The following is a 16,242-nucleotide window of genomic DNA, read 5'->3' as shown; positions in this document are numbered from 1 at the left end:
TTCTGAAAGTTTATATGGCAATTCCTAGTGCATTATGCTAAAATAAAGCAATATTTAAGATTTATAGTAACAGAAGGAGCACATCAAAATGAATAAAAACACATGGATTATCGGGTTTACCTTGTTTGCCATCTTCTTTGGCGCCGGAAACCTTATCTTCCCACCAAATTTAGGACTAGATAGCGGTCATTATTTCTGGCCAGCTATTCTCGCATTTGTATTAACGGGAATCGGGCTTCCGTTATTAGGTGTGGTAGTAGGTGCTTTAGATAAACAAGGTTATATCGGATCATTTAATAAAATATCACCTATTTTCTCAGTAGTATTCCTAGTGGCTATTTATTTAACAATCGGACCGTTGTTCGCAATTCCGCGTACAGCGTCAACATCATTTGAAATGACTGTTACACCGATCATTAATACAAGCAGCCCAATTGCGTTATTTATTTTCTCAGTTATTTATTTCGCAGTAGTATTATATCTTTGTTTGAGTCCTGGTAAAATGGTAGACCGTATCGGTTCATTATTAACGCCAGCATTGTTGATTACAATCATTGCTATGATTATCAAAGGATTTATGGACTTCGGTGGTAATCCATCTAGCCATGGTACAGAAGCATATACATCAACATTAACTGGTTTCTCTCAAGGTTTTACACAAGGTTACCTTACAATGGATGCAATTGCCGCAATTGCTTTCTCTATGATTGTAGTAAATGCAGTTAAAGCAACAGGAGTGACACATGCTGATACAATCTTCAAACAAACAGCAATGGCAGGTGTAATTGCAGCAGCTGGTTTAATGTTCATTTATATTTCTCTAGGTTATATCGGTAACCATATGGTTGTATCTCCAGAGAAATTAAAAGATTTAGCAGCACATGACCAAAACGTCGGTACATACTTACTGACTACAATTGCCGGAACTGGTTATGGTGAATTTGGTAAATACTTATTAGGTATCATCGTTGCACTTGCTTGTTTAACAACAGCATGTGGACTTGTAGTATCAGTAAGTCAATACTTTAATAGTATTTTCCCTAAAATCTCTTACAAAGCTTATGTATTAGTCTTTACTGGTATCAGTTTAGTACTTGCTAACTTAGGTTTAAACCAAGTTATTCAACTTTCAATTCCAGTATTGATGATTTTATATCCAATCGGAATTACAACTGTATTATTAATTTTGATGGCACGATTTGTTCCAATGAAACCAATCGTCCAACAATTTACAATTATTGTGATTACAATTACATCATTAATTAGTGTAGCGGTTGCTAAAGAATGGATTCATTTTGGAGCTTGGAGCAAATTACCACTTGCTAGCAACAGCCTAGAATGGTTCCCAATTGCGATTGCAGCTGTAATTATCGGGTACTTAATCAGCTTAGGCGCAAAAAATCAAAAACCAATCGTTTACGAAAAAGAATAATTCTATAAATCTAGAACGGGAGTGTACAAATCATACGTACACTCCCGTTTTCTATTCTTATTCGTTTTCTATATCTACATACAATAGTTTTACTTTGTCTTTTAACAATTTAATTTCTGCAGGCGTATCAAATAATATTTCTCCATCAATGTCCATTTTAGTATTTGGAGTCGTTTCTAAAGTTGCTTCATCAGTGGATACTAATGTGATATTCTCAGTGATATCATTCCAATTCATACTGTCTTTCACGTGGAAGAAATCCTTAATTAAACTCATATTATGATTTTTGAATAGGAAGATATTCATTTTACCATCGCAAGGGGATAAGTCTTCTAAAGGAATTCTGCTTCCACCGACAAAATTACCATTTGCGATGAGGATCATGGATGTTTCTCCTGAATAACTTTCACCATTTGCTTTAACTTCATATTTATAGGTTTCAGGATCAGCAATTACTTTTAAAGTAGTAAAGATATAACTTAACTTACCAAAAACTTTCTTACTGTTTGAATCTACATTTTCTGCATTTTCTACCATCATACCGATTCCGGCAAAGTTTAACGCAATATGACCATTAATATCTAATACATCAAAAGATTTCACTTTAGCTTCAAGCAATTGTTGTGCTGCTTGTACAGGTCTAGCAGCCAAATTTAATGTTTTAGCAAAATCATTAAACGTTCCGCCTGGAATAATGCCGATAGGAATATTCAACTCATTTTTTACGACGCCGTTTACTAACTCATTAACTGTACCATCGCCGCCTAAGATAAAGAAGATATCATATGAATGGTCATCATTTTGAGCTACAGTATCACAAAACTTTTTAATATCTCCTTCTTCTTCACTTAATTTAATTGTTAAATCATCACACATTTGAACTAAGCTTTCTGTTACTTGTCCAATAGATTTATACAGATTGCCTTGACCTGCAGCTTGATGATAAAACAAAACACCTTTATTGAAGTGTTGTGTCATTAGTTACCAGACTCCTTTGAACTTATCTCGTTATACTTACCCAAAAATTAATATTGTTCAATCATACAAAAGAAAAAACGATTATCTTTCACCAAAACGGTAGGGGAGATAATCGTTTTTGTTTGTTATTGTACTTTATTTTCTTTCATTGTTAATAAGCGTTCTTTCATATCCGCTTCTAAATGTTGCAATTCTTGTTCAGCTTGTTGACGTTTTTCACGACCTTCAGCTTGAATTTGCAATGTTTGTTCAACTGTTTCAATAATATTCTCGTGTGTTGATTTTAATGTTTCAATATCAACAATTCCACGTTCATTTTCAACAGCTGTATCCACTGCATTTTGTTTTAACAACTCTGAGTTCGCAGTTAACAGGTCATTGGTAGTATCAGTAACTGCACGTTGTGCTGACATTGCTTGTCGTTGACGCATCAATGTTAACGCAATAGCCATTTGGTTTTTCCACAATGGAATACTTGTCAAAATGGAGCTTTGAATTTTTTCGGCAAGTGTTTGGTTCACATTTTGAATCATACGAATTTGTGGTGCAGTTTGTAGTGATATTTGTCTAGATAACTGTAAATCGTAGATACGTTTATCTAAACGATCCGCAAATTGTTCTAAATCAGCTACTTCTTGAATATCCATTTGATTGCCTGATTCATATGCCTTTTGTCTTTTCTCAGGTAATTCTTGTTCTAAGATTGCTTGTTTCTTTTCTTGTGCCGCTGCAATATAAAGATTAAGTTCTTCAAAGTAGTCTTTATTTTGATTATATAGACCGTTTAATAATTGAATATCTCTGTTCAATCCATCTTTATGATTTTTTAATTCAACAGAAATACGGTCTACTTGAGAGCCAACTGATTGCATTCTTGAGAAAATTTCATTCGCAGAAGCTTTAGCGCGTTTAAAAATTTTCTTTATGAAAGAATCTTTTTCTTGTTTAAAGTCATCGGGTTGTACTTCTTTAAGTTTTACCATTAATTGATTTAATGTATCTCCGATAGGGCCTGTATCTTTAGACTTTACTTCAGTCAGCATTTTATGTGCAAAAGTCGACATACTAGATTGTGCATTGGAACCGAATTTCATCAGTGAGTCATAATTCATCGGTTCAATCTGATTTGCCAACTCTTGAATTTTCTTTTGTTGTTCTGGCGTGAAATCTTTATTAGCCTCCATGAGTGTCTGGTTATTTGAAATCTGGCTCTGTAACTCTGGATGTGTCGGCATTTCATTTTCGTTAGCCATTAATCATGCTCCTTTCTTTGTAAGTGACGTTGTTGCTCTATTTTATTCATTTCCATTTCAACATCAAGACGTGTATAGTCTTCTTCATTTAATCGCTTTAAATCAGCAACTAAAGTCCTTTTAACTTCATCTAAGGTAATACGTGTTTGTTCTAACTTTTGTTTTTCTTCTTTAGATTTTGCTGGCATTTTTGCCAATCTTGTATAGCTTTCAATCAAGTTCAACGCATTGTCTAAGTGCGAATAGAAAAAGCTATCAACAATAAAGAACTTTTGTGGTTGCTGTCTCACCGTAAAATATATTGTTCGTGCTAATCTATGAATTTCGTTAACTTGCTTGAAATCTTTTATTGATCGCACGTTGATAAAGGATTTTAGTAGTTTTCTAACTTTTGTTTGCGCATTATTTAAATGGTGACGCACAAATCTAAAGTCTCTTCGTGTTAATCCTATTTCATTTAAATATTTTTTGGATGTGAAAAATTGAGTAGGAAGGTAAAAAGCAAAGAATGCTACAATACCGATTCCTAAATCATATACAAATAATATATCGAATGCATAAATACTTGTGAGCCAAGCGACAATAGCAGCTGGAACACCTACAAGTGTTCCATAAATTCGAGAAATATAATATCTCAATTTACATCTTCCTTTTTAAATAGTTCTAAATCTTTCTAAAGATGAATCTGTATCTAGATGTTCAATGTTGTAGTCTGTGACATTGGAAGCAGGGGAAGCACCCTCGATTATCGCTTGTGTGAATTGTTCGAGTTCTTGTTCTTCACCTTGGGCATATATTTCTACATATTGCTCAACATTTTGTACTGTTCCTGTAATATGATATTTTTGTGCAAGGCGTTCAGTAAAATAACGGAATCCGACACCTTGTACTTGTCCAAATACTTGAATTTTTCTACGTTGCATAAGATCACCTCTTTGTTTTATTATACGAATTTTCAGGGCAAAAAACTAATATTTACTACACAACCCAATATCTATAAATACAAACACATTTCTTGAAATTATCTCTTCAATAGTTAAGAATATAAAGAGAAATGATTTTCTAAAAAGGGGATTTTAAAGTGTGGACAGTCAATATAATCAGAGCTGACTATGAGGGATGGTGGTTGTTCGATGATTGGCGCGATAATATCTATGAACAATTTCAATTTGAACAATATGAGGATATGCTTAAAAAATACAGAGAACTGATTTGTTTGTCTAAAATGAAGTTTGATAATTTCATAAAAGGTAAGTACAACATTTATGCATTCTACAATAATTGTGATATGGGGTTTTGTGAAGATTGCGATGAAGATATGCAAATATTTTATAGCTTTATCGTATTATATAATAACGAAGTATATTACGACCTCCCAATTATTGACTAATTATTTTTTACTATTTGTATTGCAATGATATGGGGAATGCACTATAATGGGTTTTAAGCAATAGTTTTATTCCATATTGCAAAGAATATTTAGCTCAAACACATATAGAACATACCGATAACATTGCTTTTGCGTAATCTGCAACTAAGGGTGGTATCGTAAGATTTATATTGAGTCATGAACAGTTATTAATCCACCTGCAGCATATACATAAGACTGTTGAAAAGTGATTAGAATGATATAGATATCTAGATTTACTTTTGTGGTTTTACAATACTCTAATTATCGTAAGTATTTTTTGTAATATGCGAATAAGCATATTGAATTTTAGTCTTGGAGGTTTCACAAATTATGAAACAAGGTACAGTTAAATGGTTCAACGCTGAAAAAGGATTCGGTTTTATCGAAGTTGAAGGAGAAAACGATGTATTCGTACACTTCTCAGCAATTAACCAAGAAGGTTACAAATCATTAGAAGAAGGTCAATCAGTAGAATTTGAAGTAGTTGAAGGCGACCGCGGTCCTCAAGCTGCAAACGTTGTTAAACTATAATTAATAGATGGCTTTTATTGATTATTAAACACTTTACACTTTGTAAAGTGTTTTTTTCTTTGTCTTTTTCCTTTTTTGGCTTTATCCCCAATATAAAACGGAAGGAAAATTTAGATAATGATATATTGTTGTTTCTTGGAAAAGAGTGATTTTTCTTCTGTTAATTTATTAAATCTCGTATAATACAAAAAAACGAACTGATCTTATCTCAGTTCGTTTTTTACATTTATGATTTATTTTACTTTTGTATCATTAATAATTAATTGACGTAGTGATTGACGTTTAATAACTTCTCTTGCTTTACCATCTTTCACAAATAACACTGCAGGTTTCTGCATTTGGTTATAGTTAGATGACATAGAGTAGTGATATGCACCTGTTGATAATATCGCAAGGTAATCGCCACGATGAACAGATGAAGGTAATTTCACATCTCGCGCAATAATATCGCCAGACTCACATAATTTACCAGAGATAGTGACTGTATCGTCCGCTTCTTCATCACGATTAACTAATAAGGCATCATACTTTGCACCATATAATGCTGTACGGATGTGATCACTCATACCACCGTCAATAGATACATATTTGTTAATACCAGGAATTTCTTTAATTGTACCGACTTCATAAAGCGTTACACCAGCTTTTCCCACAATAGAACGTCCTGGTTCAATACCAATTGTTGGTAGTGGATAATCTGCTTCTTTCGCAATATCTTTTAAAGCATCTGTAATTTCTTTGATACCTGACTCGATAGGGAAGCTGACATCACCTTCAACATAACGGATTCCGAAGCCACCACCAATATTTAGTAAATCCACTTCTAAATTCAAATCTTTTAACCATTTAATCACAATTTTAGCTGTTTCAATCATTGCTTCTGTGCCTTCAATTTGAGAACCAATATGGAAATGGATACCTTTTAAGTTTAATTTATCGCTATTTTGAATTTTTTCAATCGCTTGATCTGCTAAACCATAGCGAATAGATAAACCAAATTTACTATCTTCTTGGCCCGTTTGAATAAATTCATGGGTATGTGCTTCTACACCAGGATTTACACGTAGTACAACATCAGCTGTTTCTGATGCATATCTATTAATTAATTCGATTTCATCTAAAGAATCAATCACGAAATAACCGATTTTACTTTCTAATGCATAACGAATTTCGTGTTTTGTTTTGTTATTACCATGAAAGTGGATGTTTGCTGGGTCGTAACCGGCTTCTAAAGCAGTATAAAGTTCACCTTCAGATACAACATCTAAGCTTAATCCTTCTTCTTGTACAAGCTTAACCATTTGCAGGCAAGTAAATGCTTTTGAAGCATATGAAATATTATAATCAAGGCCGCTAGCTTCAAATGCTTCTTTATATCTGCGCATTTGATTACGGATTTGGTCCTCATCATAAACAATCAGTGGGGTACCGAAGCTTTGAGCAATCATTTCTAAACTTGTGCCACCCATTGTTAATTTACCATTTTTATATTCTACAACCATTTTATCGAATCTCCTTTATCAAAGAATCATGGTTTAGCGCACTTAATTGTTCAGAGTTCGCGCCGACACCTTTAAACGTATATTCATCAATACGCATATCTTCATTATATAGTATCACTTCATCTTGTGCAGTAACGGTTTCATCAACCGCAACGAACATATGACTCATCATCAAAGCTTTGATAGGGTAACGTTTACCATTAATAATGGCTTCGTGTTTAGCTCTGGTTCTTAAAATACCGTCACCGTAACCCATATCAACAACCGCAAGTTTTGTATGATCTTGTTCGACTTCATACGCAAAGCTATAGCCGCAATAGTCACCTTTATTTACATCTCTGACTTGAATCACATTACCTTTAACAGTAAGTGATTGACTGATAACGTCTTCTGATAAGCTGCTGTAAGGTCTTGAGCCATATAAAGCAATACCGACACGTGCATGCGTGTGATGCGGTAAAAGTTGTTGTTCTTCTCGATAAAATGAAGCACTGTTTTGTGCATGAATTAAATCAAAATGATATCCCTCAGAAAGTAATGCATCGACAACGTCAACCCACGCTTGTTTTTCAATACCATATTCAGGAACATCAAATTCATCTGCGTAACCAAAATGTGTCCATAAACCACTGATAATCATCTTATCTTCATTTTGGTTATTCGCATGATCTTCAAGTACTTCTTTAATTTCTTGTATGGTTTTAAGCCCAGAACGATGAAGTAAGTTCTCAAATTCTAAGTGAACATGGATACCTTGTAACTCTTCTTTATATTGATAGTAATAAGTTAAAGAGGGCAGGGTCATGTGAATATGATTATCTCTTACCGCATCAAAATCATAAACAGCGTTCATTAAAAAAATCGTCGCATTTGGTGCAATTTTTCTGACACGAATAGCTTCAGCAAGTGAAGTTGTGCTGAATGTATCAATGCCAGCTTCTAAAAAGGCTTCTACAGAAAATTCTAACCCATAGTTATAAGCATTGTTCTTCACAACGGCCATTAAATTTTGGTTATGACGTACTTTTTTCGCATTATCTATAAATTGTTGACGGTTTACCGACCAAATCGCTGTCATGAAGAAACCTCCTTGCCATATTGGAATAATAGATTTTCATAATAATCCGCAATACGGATTAATTGTGCTTCGTCGAAGTTAAGTTTCGGTGTATGCAAACCATGTACCCAGTCATTTGCTTCATTACGAATACCGACAAAAGCAAAGTAACTTGGCGCAATTTGGCTATAGAAACTGAAATCTTCACCGAATAAATAAGGTTTTTCTAATTCTACTACATTAAAGTCCGCATCTTTTAAAGCTTTAACGACACCATCATGTAAAGTAGGGTCATTAAAAGTAGGTGGGTAACCTTCTTCAAACTTCACTTCGCAATTAACACCAAATAATAACTGTACACTTTGCGCAATTTTAGACATTTGATCTTTTACTGCTTGTAGATCATTTGTGTCATACGTACGAATTGTACCTTCTAAGTAACCTTGACTAGGGACTGTGTTAATCGCTTCACCAGCATTAAAACGACCAATATGAACTATATTTCTTTGTAAACCATTCAAATGATATTGTTGAATTTGACTCACTTGGTTTAATACATGGATTAAACCTTCACCACATGAGCGTCCTTGTTCTTTATTCGCAACGTGGCTAGATTGTCCTTTTAAGAAGAAGCGATATTCTGTAGCGCTCGCAGTAATTTCTTCATTCATAATTGTTACAGTGCCTTCATCATTAAACGGCATAACATGGATACCAAAAACCGCTTCGATTGGATGATGATCAAATGCACCAGCTTTGATCAAACGGTTAGCACCTGCGCCTGTTTCTTCAGCAGGTTGGAAAATAAACACTACATTTTGCGGTAATTCGCCTTTGTCAAATAAAGCTTTGCATCGTCTGACAAATAAGAGTAGGGCAGTTGTATGGCCATCATGTCCACACGCATGCATCACATTTGCTTTTGAACTTTTAAAGTCGATGTCATTTTCTTCATCAATCGGTAAAGCATCAATATCAGCTCTAAACGCAATTGTATGATTACCGTTACCTTTTAAGTGTGCAACGACACCTGTTTCTAAAGGACGTTCATAAGGTACGCCGATAGATTCTAAAAAAGCAATGATATGATTCGTTGTTTCGTATTCTTCCAAACTTAGTTCTGGGTTTTGATGTAAATGGCGACGATGTTGTGTTACAAATTCTAATTCAGTTTGTGTCATAATATCCTTCCTTTTGTCTTACTTAATAATATGTATAAAAGGCGTATGTGAGGCTCTGCAAAACGCACACGATACGCCTTTTTTGATTTATTTAATAGTTGTTAACGTCTGGTTTTTGATTAGTCATTTAATTTACGTAAAGCAGATACGATTTCGCGTTTAGAATCTTCAACTTCAGAAGTTTGTTTGATTACTTTCGCTGGTGTACCTGCAACTACAGTACCGGGTGGAACGTCTTGTGTCACAATTGCACCTGCAGCAACAATTGCGCCTTTACCGACACGAACGCCTTCTAAGATAACTGCATTGGCACCGATTAATACATCATCTTCAATTACAACAGGGGATGCACTTGGTGGTTCGATAACACCTGCTAATACAGCACCTGCACCGACATGTACATTTTTACCTGTTGTTGCACGACCACCTAATGTCGCACCCATGTCGATCATTGTACCTTCGCCGACTACCGCACCGATGTTGATTGTTGCGCCCATCATCACAACTGCACCATCTTCGATAATCGCTTGTTCACGAATGAATGAACCTGGTTCAATACGCGCGTTTGTATGACGTAAATCTTTTAGTGGAATCGCAGAGTTGCGACGATCCATTTCAATTTCTACATCTTCAATGTAGTTTTGATATTCGTCATAGAATTTATCCCAGTCATCTGCTTCACAGAAAATCACTTTAGAATCTTCTCCGCCGAATACTTTAAATGATTCAGGGAATTCTACGTTTTTGAACGCTCCGTTAATATAAACTTTTAGTGGTGTTGATTTTTTCGCATCACTAATATATTGAATAATCTCCTCAGCTGTTAAATCTTTTGCCATGGTAAAAACCTCTCCTTTGTTTAATTAATTATTTAAATTATCAAATGTATAATACCCATTTGGTTTAGAAACCAATCGCTCAGCGGCTGTAATTGCACCGTTCGCAAAGATATCTTTTGATTGTGCACGATGTGTTAATTCAATCGTTTCATCGACACCAGCAAACAATACTTCATGTTCACCAACAATTGTACCGCCACGAACAGCACTAATTCCGATATCTTCAGGTTTTCTACGTTCAGTTGTTTGTGAGCGATCATAGACAGGGTTTACTTCTTTAATATCTTTGATAACATCTAACAATTTAATCAATGTACCACTTGGTGCATCTACTTTTTTATTATGGTGTGCTTCGATTAATTCGATATCGTAACCTTGTAAAAGTGGTACGGCAACTTCTAATAATTTTGTCATGACATGGATACCATAACTCATATTTGCACTAAAGAAGACTGGCATGTCTTTACTTAATGCTTGTAGTTTTTCTTGAATTTTTTCTTTTTCACCCGTTGTAGCTACAACAACTGGTAATTTGAAATCTTGGTCTAATAACGGTAATAATAATTCCGGATTAGAGAAATCAATCGCTACTTCAGCATCTTTTGCTTCACTGATTTGTGAATAAGTAGGGTAGGGATAGTCATTTTCAGGATCTGGAACGATAACACCTACAATTTCATGTCCTTGCTCTTCAGCCAAACGTGCCACACGTTTGTTCATTGCACCATATCCGATTAACAAAATTTTCATTAAAGTTCACCTGCTTTATATTTGGCATATGCTTCTTCAAGTTGTTTACGGTCTGATTCTTCTAAAGTCACTAACGGTAAACGTACTTCGTAGTTACCGAATCCTTCAACAGCAGTAAGTGCTTTGATTGGGATAGGGTTAACATCTACTGATAACGCATTTAACAAACGGTTAATTGGTTCGAAATCTTTATCAATAGATTCGCCACGTTTTGCTTTTTCATAAAGTGCTTGGAAATCACCAGGAATCGCGTTTGCGACAACTGAAATTACACCATGGCCGCCTTCAGCGTAATAACGTACAACATTGTCATCGTTACCGCTATATAATGAGAACTCAGATAAGTCTAAGCGTTCTTTTAACGCACGGTGATGTTCAAAATCATTAGTCGCATCTTTCAATGCTACAATATAAGGATTTTTCGCTAACTCAACCATTGTTTCTACATCAATTCTCATATTTGTTCTTGATGGTACATCATATAAAACAACAGGTAGTTCTACTGCATCTGCCACTGTAGTGAAGTGGGCGATTAAACCACGTTGGCTTGTTTTATTGTAGTAAGGTGTAATTAGCATAATTGCATCTGCACCTAATTCTTTAGCACGTAATGAAGCATCTAAAGATTTTTTAGTTGAGTTTGTACCTGTACCAGCAATAACAGTTGCTCTGCCATTCACTTGTTTAATAACTGCTTCTAATACTTTTTCTTTTTCATCTTCAGTTAAAGTAGGGTTCTCTGCAGTTGTACCATTTACAATAATCGCTTGGATATTATTGTCTAATAAATAATTAACATGTTTCTCTAATGCTTGATAATCGACTTCATTATTTGTGAATGGGGTCGTAAGAGCTACCCCAACTCCTTCAAATAAACGACTCATATTAAGAAACTCCTTTCATTGATAAAACTTGTTCTAAAATTTGGACTGTATTCAATGCTGCGCCTTTAAGTAAGTTATCTGATGTTACCCAAATATGGAATGTATTATCTAATGAATCGTCTTTACGGATACGACCGACAAAGACTTCATCTTTACCAGTAGAATAAACAGCCAACGGATATTCATTATTTTCTGGATTGTCTACTAAGACAACACGATCATCATTTTCAAATAGTTCTTGAATTTCTTTTACTGTCGCTGGTTTATCTAAAGTAACGTCCATTTCAACACTGTGGCTGTCTTGTACAGGTACACGCACACAAGTTGCTGTTACTTTTAAGTCTGGTAAGTTTAAGATTTTACGTGTCTCATCAATCATTTTTTGTTCTTCTTTTGTATAACCATTTTCTAAGAAGACATCAATGTGAGGTAACACGTTGTTATAAATAGGATGAGGATAAGTTTTTGGTTCTTCTCCTTTTTCTCCATTTAATAAATCTTCACGGCCAGCGTAACCTGAACCTGATACTGCTTGATATGTTGTATAAGCAACACGTTTTAAACCGTATTTATCTTGTAATGGTTTTAAAGGTACCACTGATTGGATTGTTGAACAGTTAGGGTTTGCGATGATACCTCTTGTAAATTTAGGTTCATTGACTTCTGGTACGACTAAATCGATATCATCGTGCATTCTCCATTGACTTGAGTTGTCGATAACAATGGCTCCCGCTTCTTCAAAAATAGGTGAGAAGTGTTCACTTGTAGCGCCCCCAGCACTCATCAATACATAATCAAAATGTTCGCTTGCAGCGTCTTCTGTTAGTTCTTGAACTGTATATGTTTTACCTTGAAACTCGATTTCTTTTCCTGCTGATCTTGCTGAAGAAAATAATACAAGCTCATCAAATGGAATATTTTTACGATCGATTGTCTCTAACATTTTGCTTCCTACTAAACCTGTTGCACCTGCGATTGCTAATTTTGTCATATTCAATTCACTCCATATTATTATTTAAGAAAGTCGTTAATTCTTTCTTGAGTTTCTGATTCTTGCTGCTTTCCAACTTTTAAATATCAAATGTTTCATAAAGTTGTTTGACTGCACGTTCTCCGTTATCAGCATCGATAACATAAGAGATACTGATTTCAGATGTCGTTGTTTGGTAGAACGGAATACCTGCATTAATTAAACTGATGAAAGCTTTCGATGCGACACCTGACATATCTCTCATACCTGATCCAATCAAGGAAATCTTTGCGTAGGCATCATTTAAATTATAATCTAAAGCTTGATAACTTTCTGACAATTTGTTAAAAATACCTTTGATTTGTGTCAAATCAGTATCTTTAATTGTAAATGAGAGCTGTAACCCTTCAAGGTTGACGATTTGAGAAATCATATCAACATTGACTTGTCCTTCTTCAAGTAAAGTAAATAAATCTGTTAAGAGTTTATTATCAGATAGGGGATAGCTGATAGTGACATGCATCATTTTGCTATCTAAAGCTACGCCCGTTACTGCTTTTTTCTCTAGTATTTCTGTTTGTGACATAATCCACGTTCCTTCCACATTTGATAACGTTCTTCCTAAATACAATGGAATGTTATAGTTATTTGCGAGTTCGACACTGCGTGTTTCTAAAACCCCAGCACCCAGTGCGCTCATTTCCATCATTTCTTCGTAAGAAACTACACTTAAACGTTTGGCATCTTTATAAATACGAGGGTCAGTCGCATAGACACCGTCAACGTCTGTATAAATTTCACATGGTGTTTGATTGGCTGCTGCTAATGCAACTGCTGTCGTATCCGAACCACCTCGGCCAAGCGTAGTCAATTCAAGTTCATCATTGATACCTTGGAACCCGGCTACAACAAGTACATCATGCGTTTCAAATGCTTTATCAAAAGTATCAGGGTTGATTTCTGCAATCCTGCTTTTGAGATGATGTCCAACTGTTTTAATTCCGGCTTGATATCCTGTCATGGCTCTTGCTTGAACGCCTATATCGTTTAGCACCATAGACAAGTAGGAAACAGTTTGCTGTTCACCAGTTGTTAATAAGAGGGCAAGCTCTTGTTGTTTTGGTTCGCTGGTCAGCGCAGCTACATTTTCCATTAATTGGTCAGTTGTTTTTCCCATTGCACTGACCACGACAATAAGTTGTTCGTCATTTTCAATTCTATTTTTCAGCATTTCAGCAATATTCCTAATTTTCGTAAAATCGCTGACAGACGAACCGCCGAATTTTAAAACACTTCTCTTCATTGCTTTACATATCCTCCTCGATAGTAGGGGAGAATCACATATATAAAAAGAGCAAGTCCGGAATGCGAACTTGCTCGTAAATTTATATACAAGTGATGCACTCCATTATTTGATAATAATGACAGACCCTTAGCTCTTAACCTGAAAGTCCAACAATCATAACTCTGCATTTATGATTATTTCGGCATCTCACCCTTTCCTTACCAACTGCAACAGACAGTAGGCGTGGCAAGTACTTATGATTGATGCGCCTCATCAAAAAACTATTCAATTAATTAGTATGTATCACATTATACATAGTTACCATTGAGATGTAAACCAGAAATATATGATTTTTAGAAATTTACTGAAAAAAGCCTAAATTCCGAAAGTATTTACTAATTAAGTGTAATTTATACTTTGTTTTTTTCATCGTCTATTATCAATTTTTTAGCTATATACTCTATATAGACTGAACTGTAGGGATTAAACATAGAAAAAGAGGTTAGGATTTTTCACCTAACCTCTGCATAATTTCTAGCTTAATACACCAGTTTCTTTTAGGTACTCTTCGTAACTGATTTCTTTAGAAAGGGCACCTTGTGGGTTTAAGTCGATCACACGGTTTGCGATTGTGTTAATAAACTCAAAGTCATGTGATGTGAAGATGATTGAACCTTTGAATGATTTCAACCCATCGTTGACTGCAGTAATACTTTCTAAGTCTAAGTGGTTTGTTGGTTCATCCATTAAGAGAACATTCGCACTTGAAAGCATCATTTTACTTAACATGCAACGTACTTTCTCTCCACCTGAAAGGACACTTGCTTTCTTCTTCACTTCTTCACCGCTGAATAACATACGACCTAGGAAACCACGTAAGAATGTCTCAGTTTGTTCATCTTCAGGTGCATATTGTCTTAACCAGTCGACTAATGTCATATTCACACCATCGAAGAATTCTGAGTTATCTTTAGGGAAGTACGTACGTGAAGTTGTCACACCCCATTTAACTGTACCTTCATCTGGTTCCATTTCTCCAGCTAAAATTTTAAGTAATGTTGTTTTCGCAATTTCGCTATCTCCAACAAGTACAGCTTTATCGTTAGGGAACATTGTAAATGAAATGTTATCTAAGACTTTTTCACCGTCAATTGTTTTTGATACGTTTTCTACAAATAATAAGTCATTACCGATTTCACGTTCTGGTGAAAACTTCACGAAAGGATAACGACGAGATGATGGTTGAATATCATCTAACTCGATTTTTTCCAATTGTTTCTTACGGCTTGTTGCTTGTTTAGATTTAGAAGCATTCGCAGAGAAACGTGCAATGAAGTCTTGTAATTCTTTAATTTTTTCTTCTTTTTTCTTGTTTTGTTCTTGCGCCATTTTTTGAGCAAGTTGACTTGATTGATACCAGAAGTCATAGTTTCCGACATACACTTTGATTTTACCGAAGTCTAAATCAGCAATATGTGTACATACGTTATTTAAGAAGTGACGGTCATGTGAAACTACAATAACTGTATTTTCAAAGTTGATTAAGAAATCTTCTAACCAGCTGATTGCAGGGATATCTAAACCGTTGGTAGGCTCATCAAGTAAAAGAACATCAGGTTCACCGAATAAACTTTGAGCTAATAATACTTTTACTTTTTGGTTGTTTTCTAATTCAGACATCTTTTTATCATGTAAATCAGCAGGGATGCCTAGACCTGATAATAATGTTGCTGCATCTGCTTCAGCATTCCAACCATTCATTTCTGCGAATTCGCCTTCTAATTCTGCAGCACGAATACCATCTTCATCACTGAAGTCTGGTTTCATATAGATTTCGTCTTTTTCTTTCATCACTTCATATAAACGCTCGTGACCTTGAATCACAACATCTAATACGCGCTCGTCTTCATAAGCAAAGTGATCCTGTTTTAAAATCGCAAGTCTTTCGTTTTTACCCATTGAAACATGACCTGTTTGTGAATCTAATTCACCAGAAAGTATTTTTAAGAAAGTAGATTTACCTGCACCGTTTGCGCCAATCAAACCATAGCAATTACCTTCTGTAAATTTGATATTTACATCTTCAAACAATTTACGATCGCCAAATCGCAAACTTACATCAGTAACTTGTAACATGAATTTCCTCCATTAATTGATATTTCTAACGCA

The 16,242-nt window shown here is 35.0% G+C and carries 16 protein-coding genes and 1 riboswitch; of the genes, 3 read left to right on the top strand and 13 right to left on the bottom strand.

The window, feature by feature from the left end:
• Positions 1 to 88: 88 nt before the first annotated feature.
• On the top strand, positions 89 to 1,432 hold the full coding sequence (brnQ3, locus tag CD112_RS02740) for a branched-chain amino acid-like transporter carrier protein BrnQ3 (protein ID WP_002480922.1): 1,344 nt from the start codon (positions 89 to 91) through the stop codon (positions 1,430 to 1,432).
• 57 nt (positions 1,433 to 1,489) lie between these two features.
• Here brnQ3 and CD112_RS02735 read toward each other — a convergent pair whose 3' ends face one another.
• The 4 genes from CD112_RS02735 to CD112_RS02720 form a co-directional block, all read right to left on the bottom strand.
• Positions 1,490 to 2,410: a diacylglycerol/lipid kinase family protein gene (locus CD112_RS02735; protein ID WP_103363808.1), complete on the bottom strand. Its 921-nt coding sequence runs from the start codon at positions 2,408 to 2,410 to the stop codon at positions 1,490 to 1,492.
• A 125-nt stretch (positions 2,411 to 2,535) separates the two neighbouring features.
• A complete protein-coding gene (locus CD112_RS02730) occupies positions 2,536 to 3,663 on the bottom strand; it encodes a toxic anion resistance protein (RefSeq protein WP_103363807.1) in 1,128 nt (375 codons plus the stop codon).
• On the bottom strand, positions 3,663 to 4,301 hold the full coding sequence (locus CD112_RS02725) for a 5-bromo-4-chloroindolyl phosphate hydrolysis family protein (RefSeq protein ID WP_103363806.1): 639 nt from the start codon (positions 4,299 to 4,301) through the stop codon (positions 3,663 to 3,665). Before CD112_RS02725 ends, CD112_RS02730 begins: the two co-directional genes overlap by 1 nt.
• 15 nt (positions 4,302 to 4,316) lie before the next feature.
• Entirely contained in the window at positions 4,317 to 4,586 is a 270-nt protein-coding gene (locus tag CD112_RS02720; RefSeq protein WP_002480918.1) for an acylphosphatase, read from the bottom strand.
• Between the two features lie 158 nt (positions 4,587 to 4,744).
• Here CD112_RS02720 and msaA point away from each other — a divergent pair, with 158 nt between their 5' ends.
• Positions 4,745 to 5,053, top strand: a complete 309-nt coding sequence (msaA, locus tag CD112_RS02715) for a regulatory protein MsaA (RefSeq protein WP_023015218.1) — start codon at positions 4,745 to 4,747, stop codon at positions 5,051 to 5,053.
• Between the two features lie 351 nt (positions 5,054 to 5,404).
• Positions 5,405 to 5,605 (top strand): cold shock protein CspA, encoded by a 201-nt coding sequence (cspA, locus tag CD112_RS02710; protein ID WP_001831260.1) that lies wholly within the window; start codon positions 5,405 to 5,407, stop codon positions 5,603 to 5,605.
• Between the two features lie 233 nt (positions 5,606 to 5,838).
• Here the strand turns inward: cspA and lysA are convergent, their stop codons facing one another.
• The 9 genes from lysA to CD112_RS02665 form a co-directional block, all read right to left on the bottom strand.
• A complete protein-coding gene (gene lysA, locus CD112_RS02705; protein WP_103363805.1) occupies positions 5,839 to 7,107 on the bottom strand; it encodes a diaminopimelate decarboxylase in 1,269 nt (422 codons plus the stop codon).
• 1 nt (position 7,108) lies between these two features.
• Positions 7,109 to 8,185, bottom strand: coding sequence for an alanine racemase (locus CD112_RS02700; RefSeq protein ID WP_023015220.1), 1,077 nt, complete (start codon positions 8,183 to 8,185; stop codon positions 7,109 to 7,111).
• Positions 8,182 to 9,345 (bottom strand): M20 metallopeptidase family protein, encoded by a 1,164-nt coding sequence (locus CD112_RS02695; RefSeq protein WP_103363804.1) that lies wholly within the window; start codon positions 9,343 to 9,345, stop codon positions 8,182 to 8,184. The genes CD112_RS02700 and CD112_RS02695 overlap by 4 nt, the downstream gene beginning before the upstream one ends.
• A 119-nt stretch (positions 9,346 to 9,464) precedes the next feature.
• Positions 9,465 to 10,184: a 2,3,4,5-tetrahydropyridine-2,6-dicarboxylate N-acetyltransferase gene (gene dapD, locus CD112_RS02690; protein ID WP_103363803.1), complete on the bottom strand. Its 720-nt coding sequence runs from the start codon at positions 10,182 to 10,184 to the stop codon at positions 9,465 to 9,467.
• A gap of 24 nt (positions 10,185 to 10,208) precedes the next feature.
• Positions 10,209 to 10,934: a 4-hydroxy-tetrahydrodipicolinate reductase gene (dapB, locus tag CD112_RS02685; RefSeq protein ID WP_002480909.1), complete on the bottom strand. Its 726-nt coding sequence runs from the start codon at positions 10,932 to 10,934 to the stop codon at positions 10,209 to 10,211.
• Positions 10,934 to 11,818, bottom strand: a complete 885-nt coding sequence (dapA, locus tag CD112_RS02680) for a 4-hydroxy-tetrahydrodipicolinate synthase (protein ID WP_023015222.1) — start codon at positions 11,816 to 11,818, stop codon at positions 10,934 to 10,936. The genes dapB and dapA overlap by 1 nt, the downstream gene beginning before the upstream one ends.
• Before the next feature lies 1 nt (position 11,819).
• Positions 11,820 to 12,809, bottom strand: coding sequence for an aspartate-semialdehyde dehydrogenase (locus tag CD112_RS02675; protein ID WP_023015223.1), 990 nt, complete (start codon positions 12,807 to 12,809; stop codon positions 11,820 to 11,822).
• 79 nt (positions 12,810 to 12,888) lie between these two features.
• Entirely contained in the window at positions 12,889 to 14,091 is a 1,203-nt protein-coding gene (locus tag CD112_RS02670; protein ID WP_002480906.1) for an aspartate kinase, read from the bottom strand.
• A gap of 87 nt (positions 14,092 to 14,178) precedes the next feature.
• A riboswitch (Lysine riboswitch) is annotated at positions 14,179 to 14,355 on the bottom strand.
• Positions 14,356 to 14,607: 252 nt separating this feature from the next.
• Complete coding sequence (locus CD112_RS02665; protein WP_002480905.1) at positions 14,608 to 16,209, bottom strand: ABC-F family ATP-binding cassette domain-containing protein; 1,602 nt, start codon at positions 16,207 to 16,209, stop codon at positions 14,608 to 14,610.
• Positions 16,210 to 16,242 lie beyond the last annotated feature (33 nt).

This window comes from Staphylococcus simulans, assembly GCF_002902285.1.
Taxonomy (GTDB): domain Bacteria; phylum Bacillota; class Bacilli; order Staphylococcales; family Staphylococcaceae; genus Staphylococcus; species Staphylococcus simulans.
Note: the sequence above shows the minus strand (reverse complement) of the source record. Positions and strands in the feature narration are given on the sequence as shown.

Coding starts and splice junctions, on each gene's coding strand:
- brnQ3 (WP_002480922.1), top strand. CDS start 89: ATGAATAAAAACACATGGATTATCGGGTTTACCTTGTTTGCCATCTTC.
- CD112_RS02735 (WP_103363808.1), bottom strand. CDS start 2,410: ATGACACAACACTTCAATAAAGGTGTTTTGTTTTATCATCAAGCTGCA.
- CD112_RS02730 (WP_103363807.1), bottom strand. CDS start 3,663: ATGGCTAACGAAAATGAAATGCCGACACATCCAGAGTTACAGAGCCAG.
- CD112_RS02720 (WP_002480918.1), bottom strand. CDS start 4,586: ATGCAACGTAGAAAAATTCAAGTATTTGGACAAGTACAAGGTGTCGGA.
- cspA (WP_001831260.1), top strand. CDS start 5,405: ATGAAACAAGGTACAGTTAAATGGTTCAACGCTGAAAAAGGATTCGGT.
- lysA (WP_103363805.1), bottom strand. CDS start 7,107: ATGGTTGTAGAATATAAAAATGGTAAATTAACAATGGGTGGCACAAGT.
- CD112_RS02700 (WP_023015220.1), bottom strand. CDS start 8,185: ATGACAGCGATTTGGTCGGTAAACCGTCAACAATTTATAGATAATGCG.
- CD112_RS02695 (WP_103363804.1), bottom strand. CDS start 9,345: ATGACACAAACTGAATTAGAATTTGTAACACAACATCGTCGCCATTTA.
- dapD (WP_103363803.1), bottom strand. CDS start 10,184: ATGGCAAAAGATTTAACAGCTGAGGAGATTATTCAATATATTAGTGAT.
- dapB (WP_002480909.1), bottom strand. CDS start 10,934: ATGAAAATTTTGTTAATCGGATATGGTGCAATGAACAAACGTGTGGCA.
- dapA (WP_023015222.1), bottom strand. CDS start 11,818: ATGAGTCGTTTATTTGAAGGAGTTGGGGTAGCTCTTACGACCCCATTC.
- CD112_RS02675 (WP_023015223.1), bottom strand. CDS start 12,809: ATGACAAAATTAGCAATCGCAGGTGCAACAGGTTTAGTAGGAAGCAAA.
- CD112_RS02670 (WP_002480906.1), bottom strand. CDS start 14,091: ATGAAGAGAAGTGTTTTAAAATTCGGCGGTTCGTCTGTCAGCGATTTT.
- CD112_RS02665 (WP_002480905.1), bottom strand. CDS start 16,209: ATGTTACAAGTTACTGATGTAAGTTTGCGATTTGGCGATCGTAAATTG.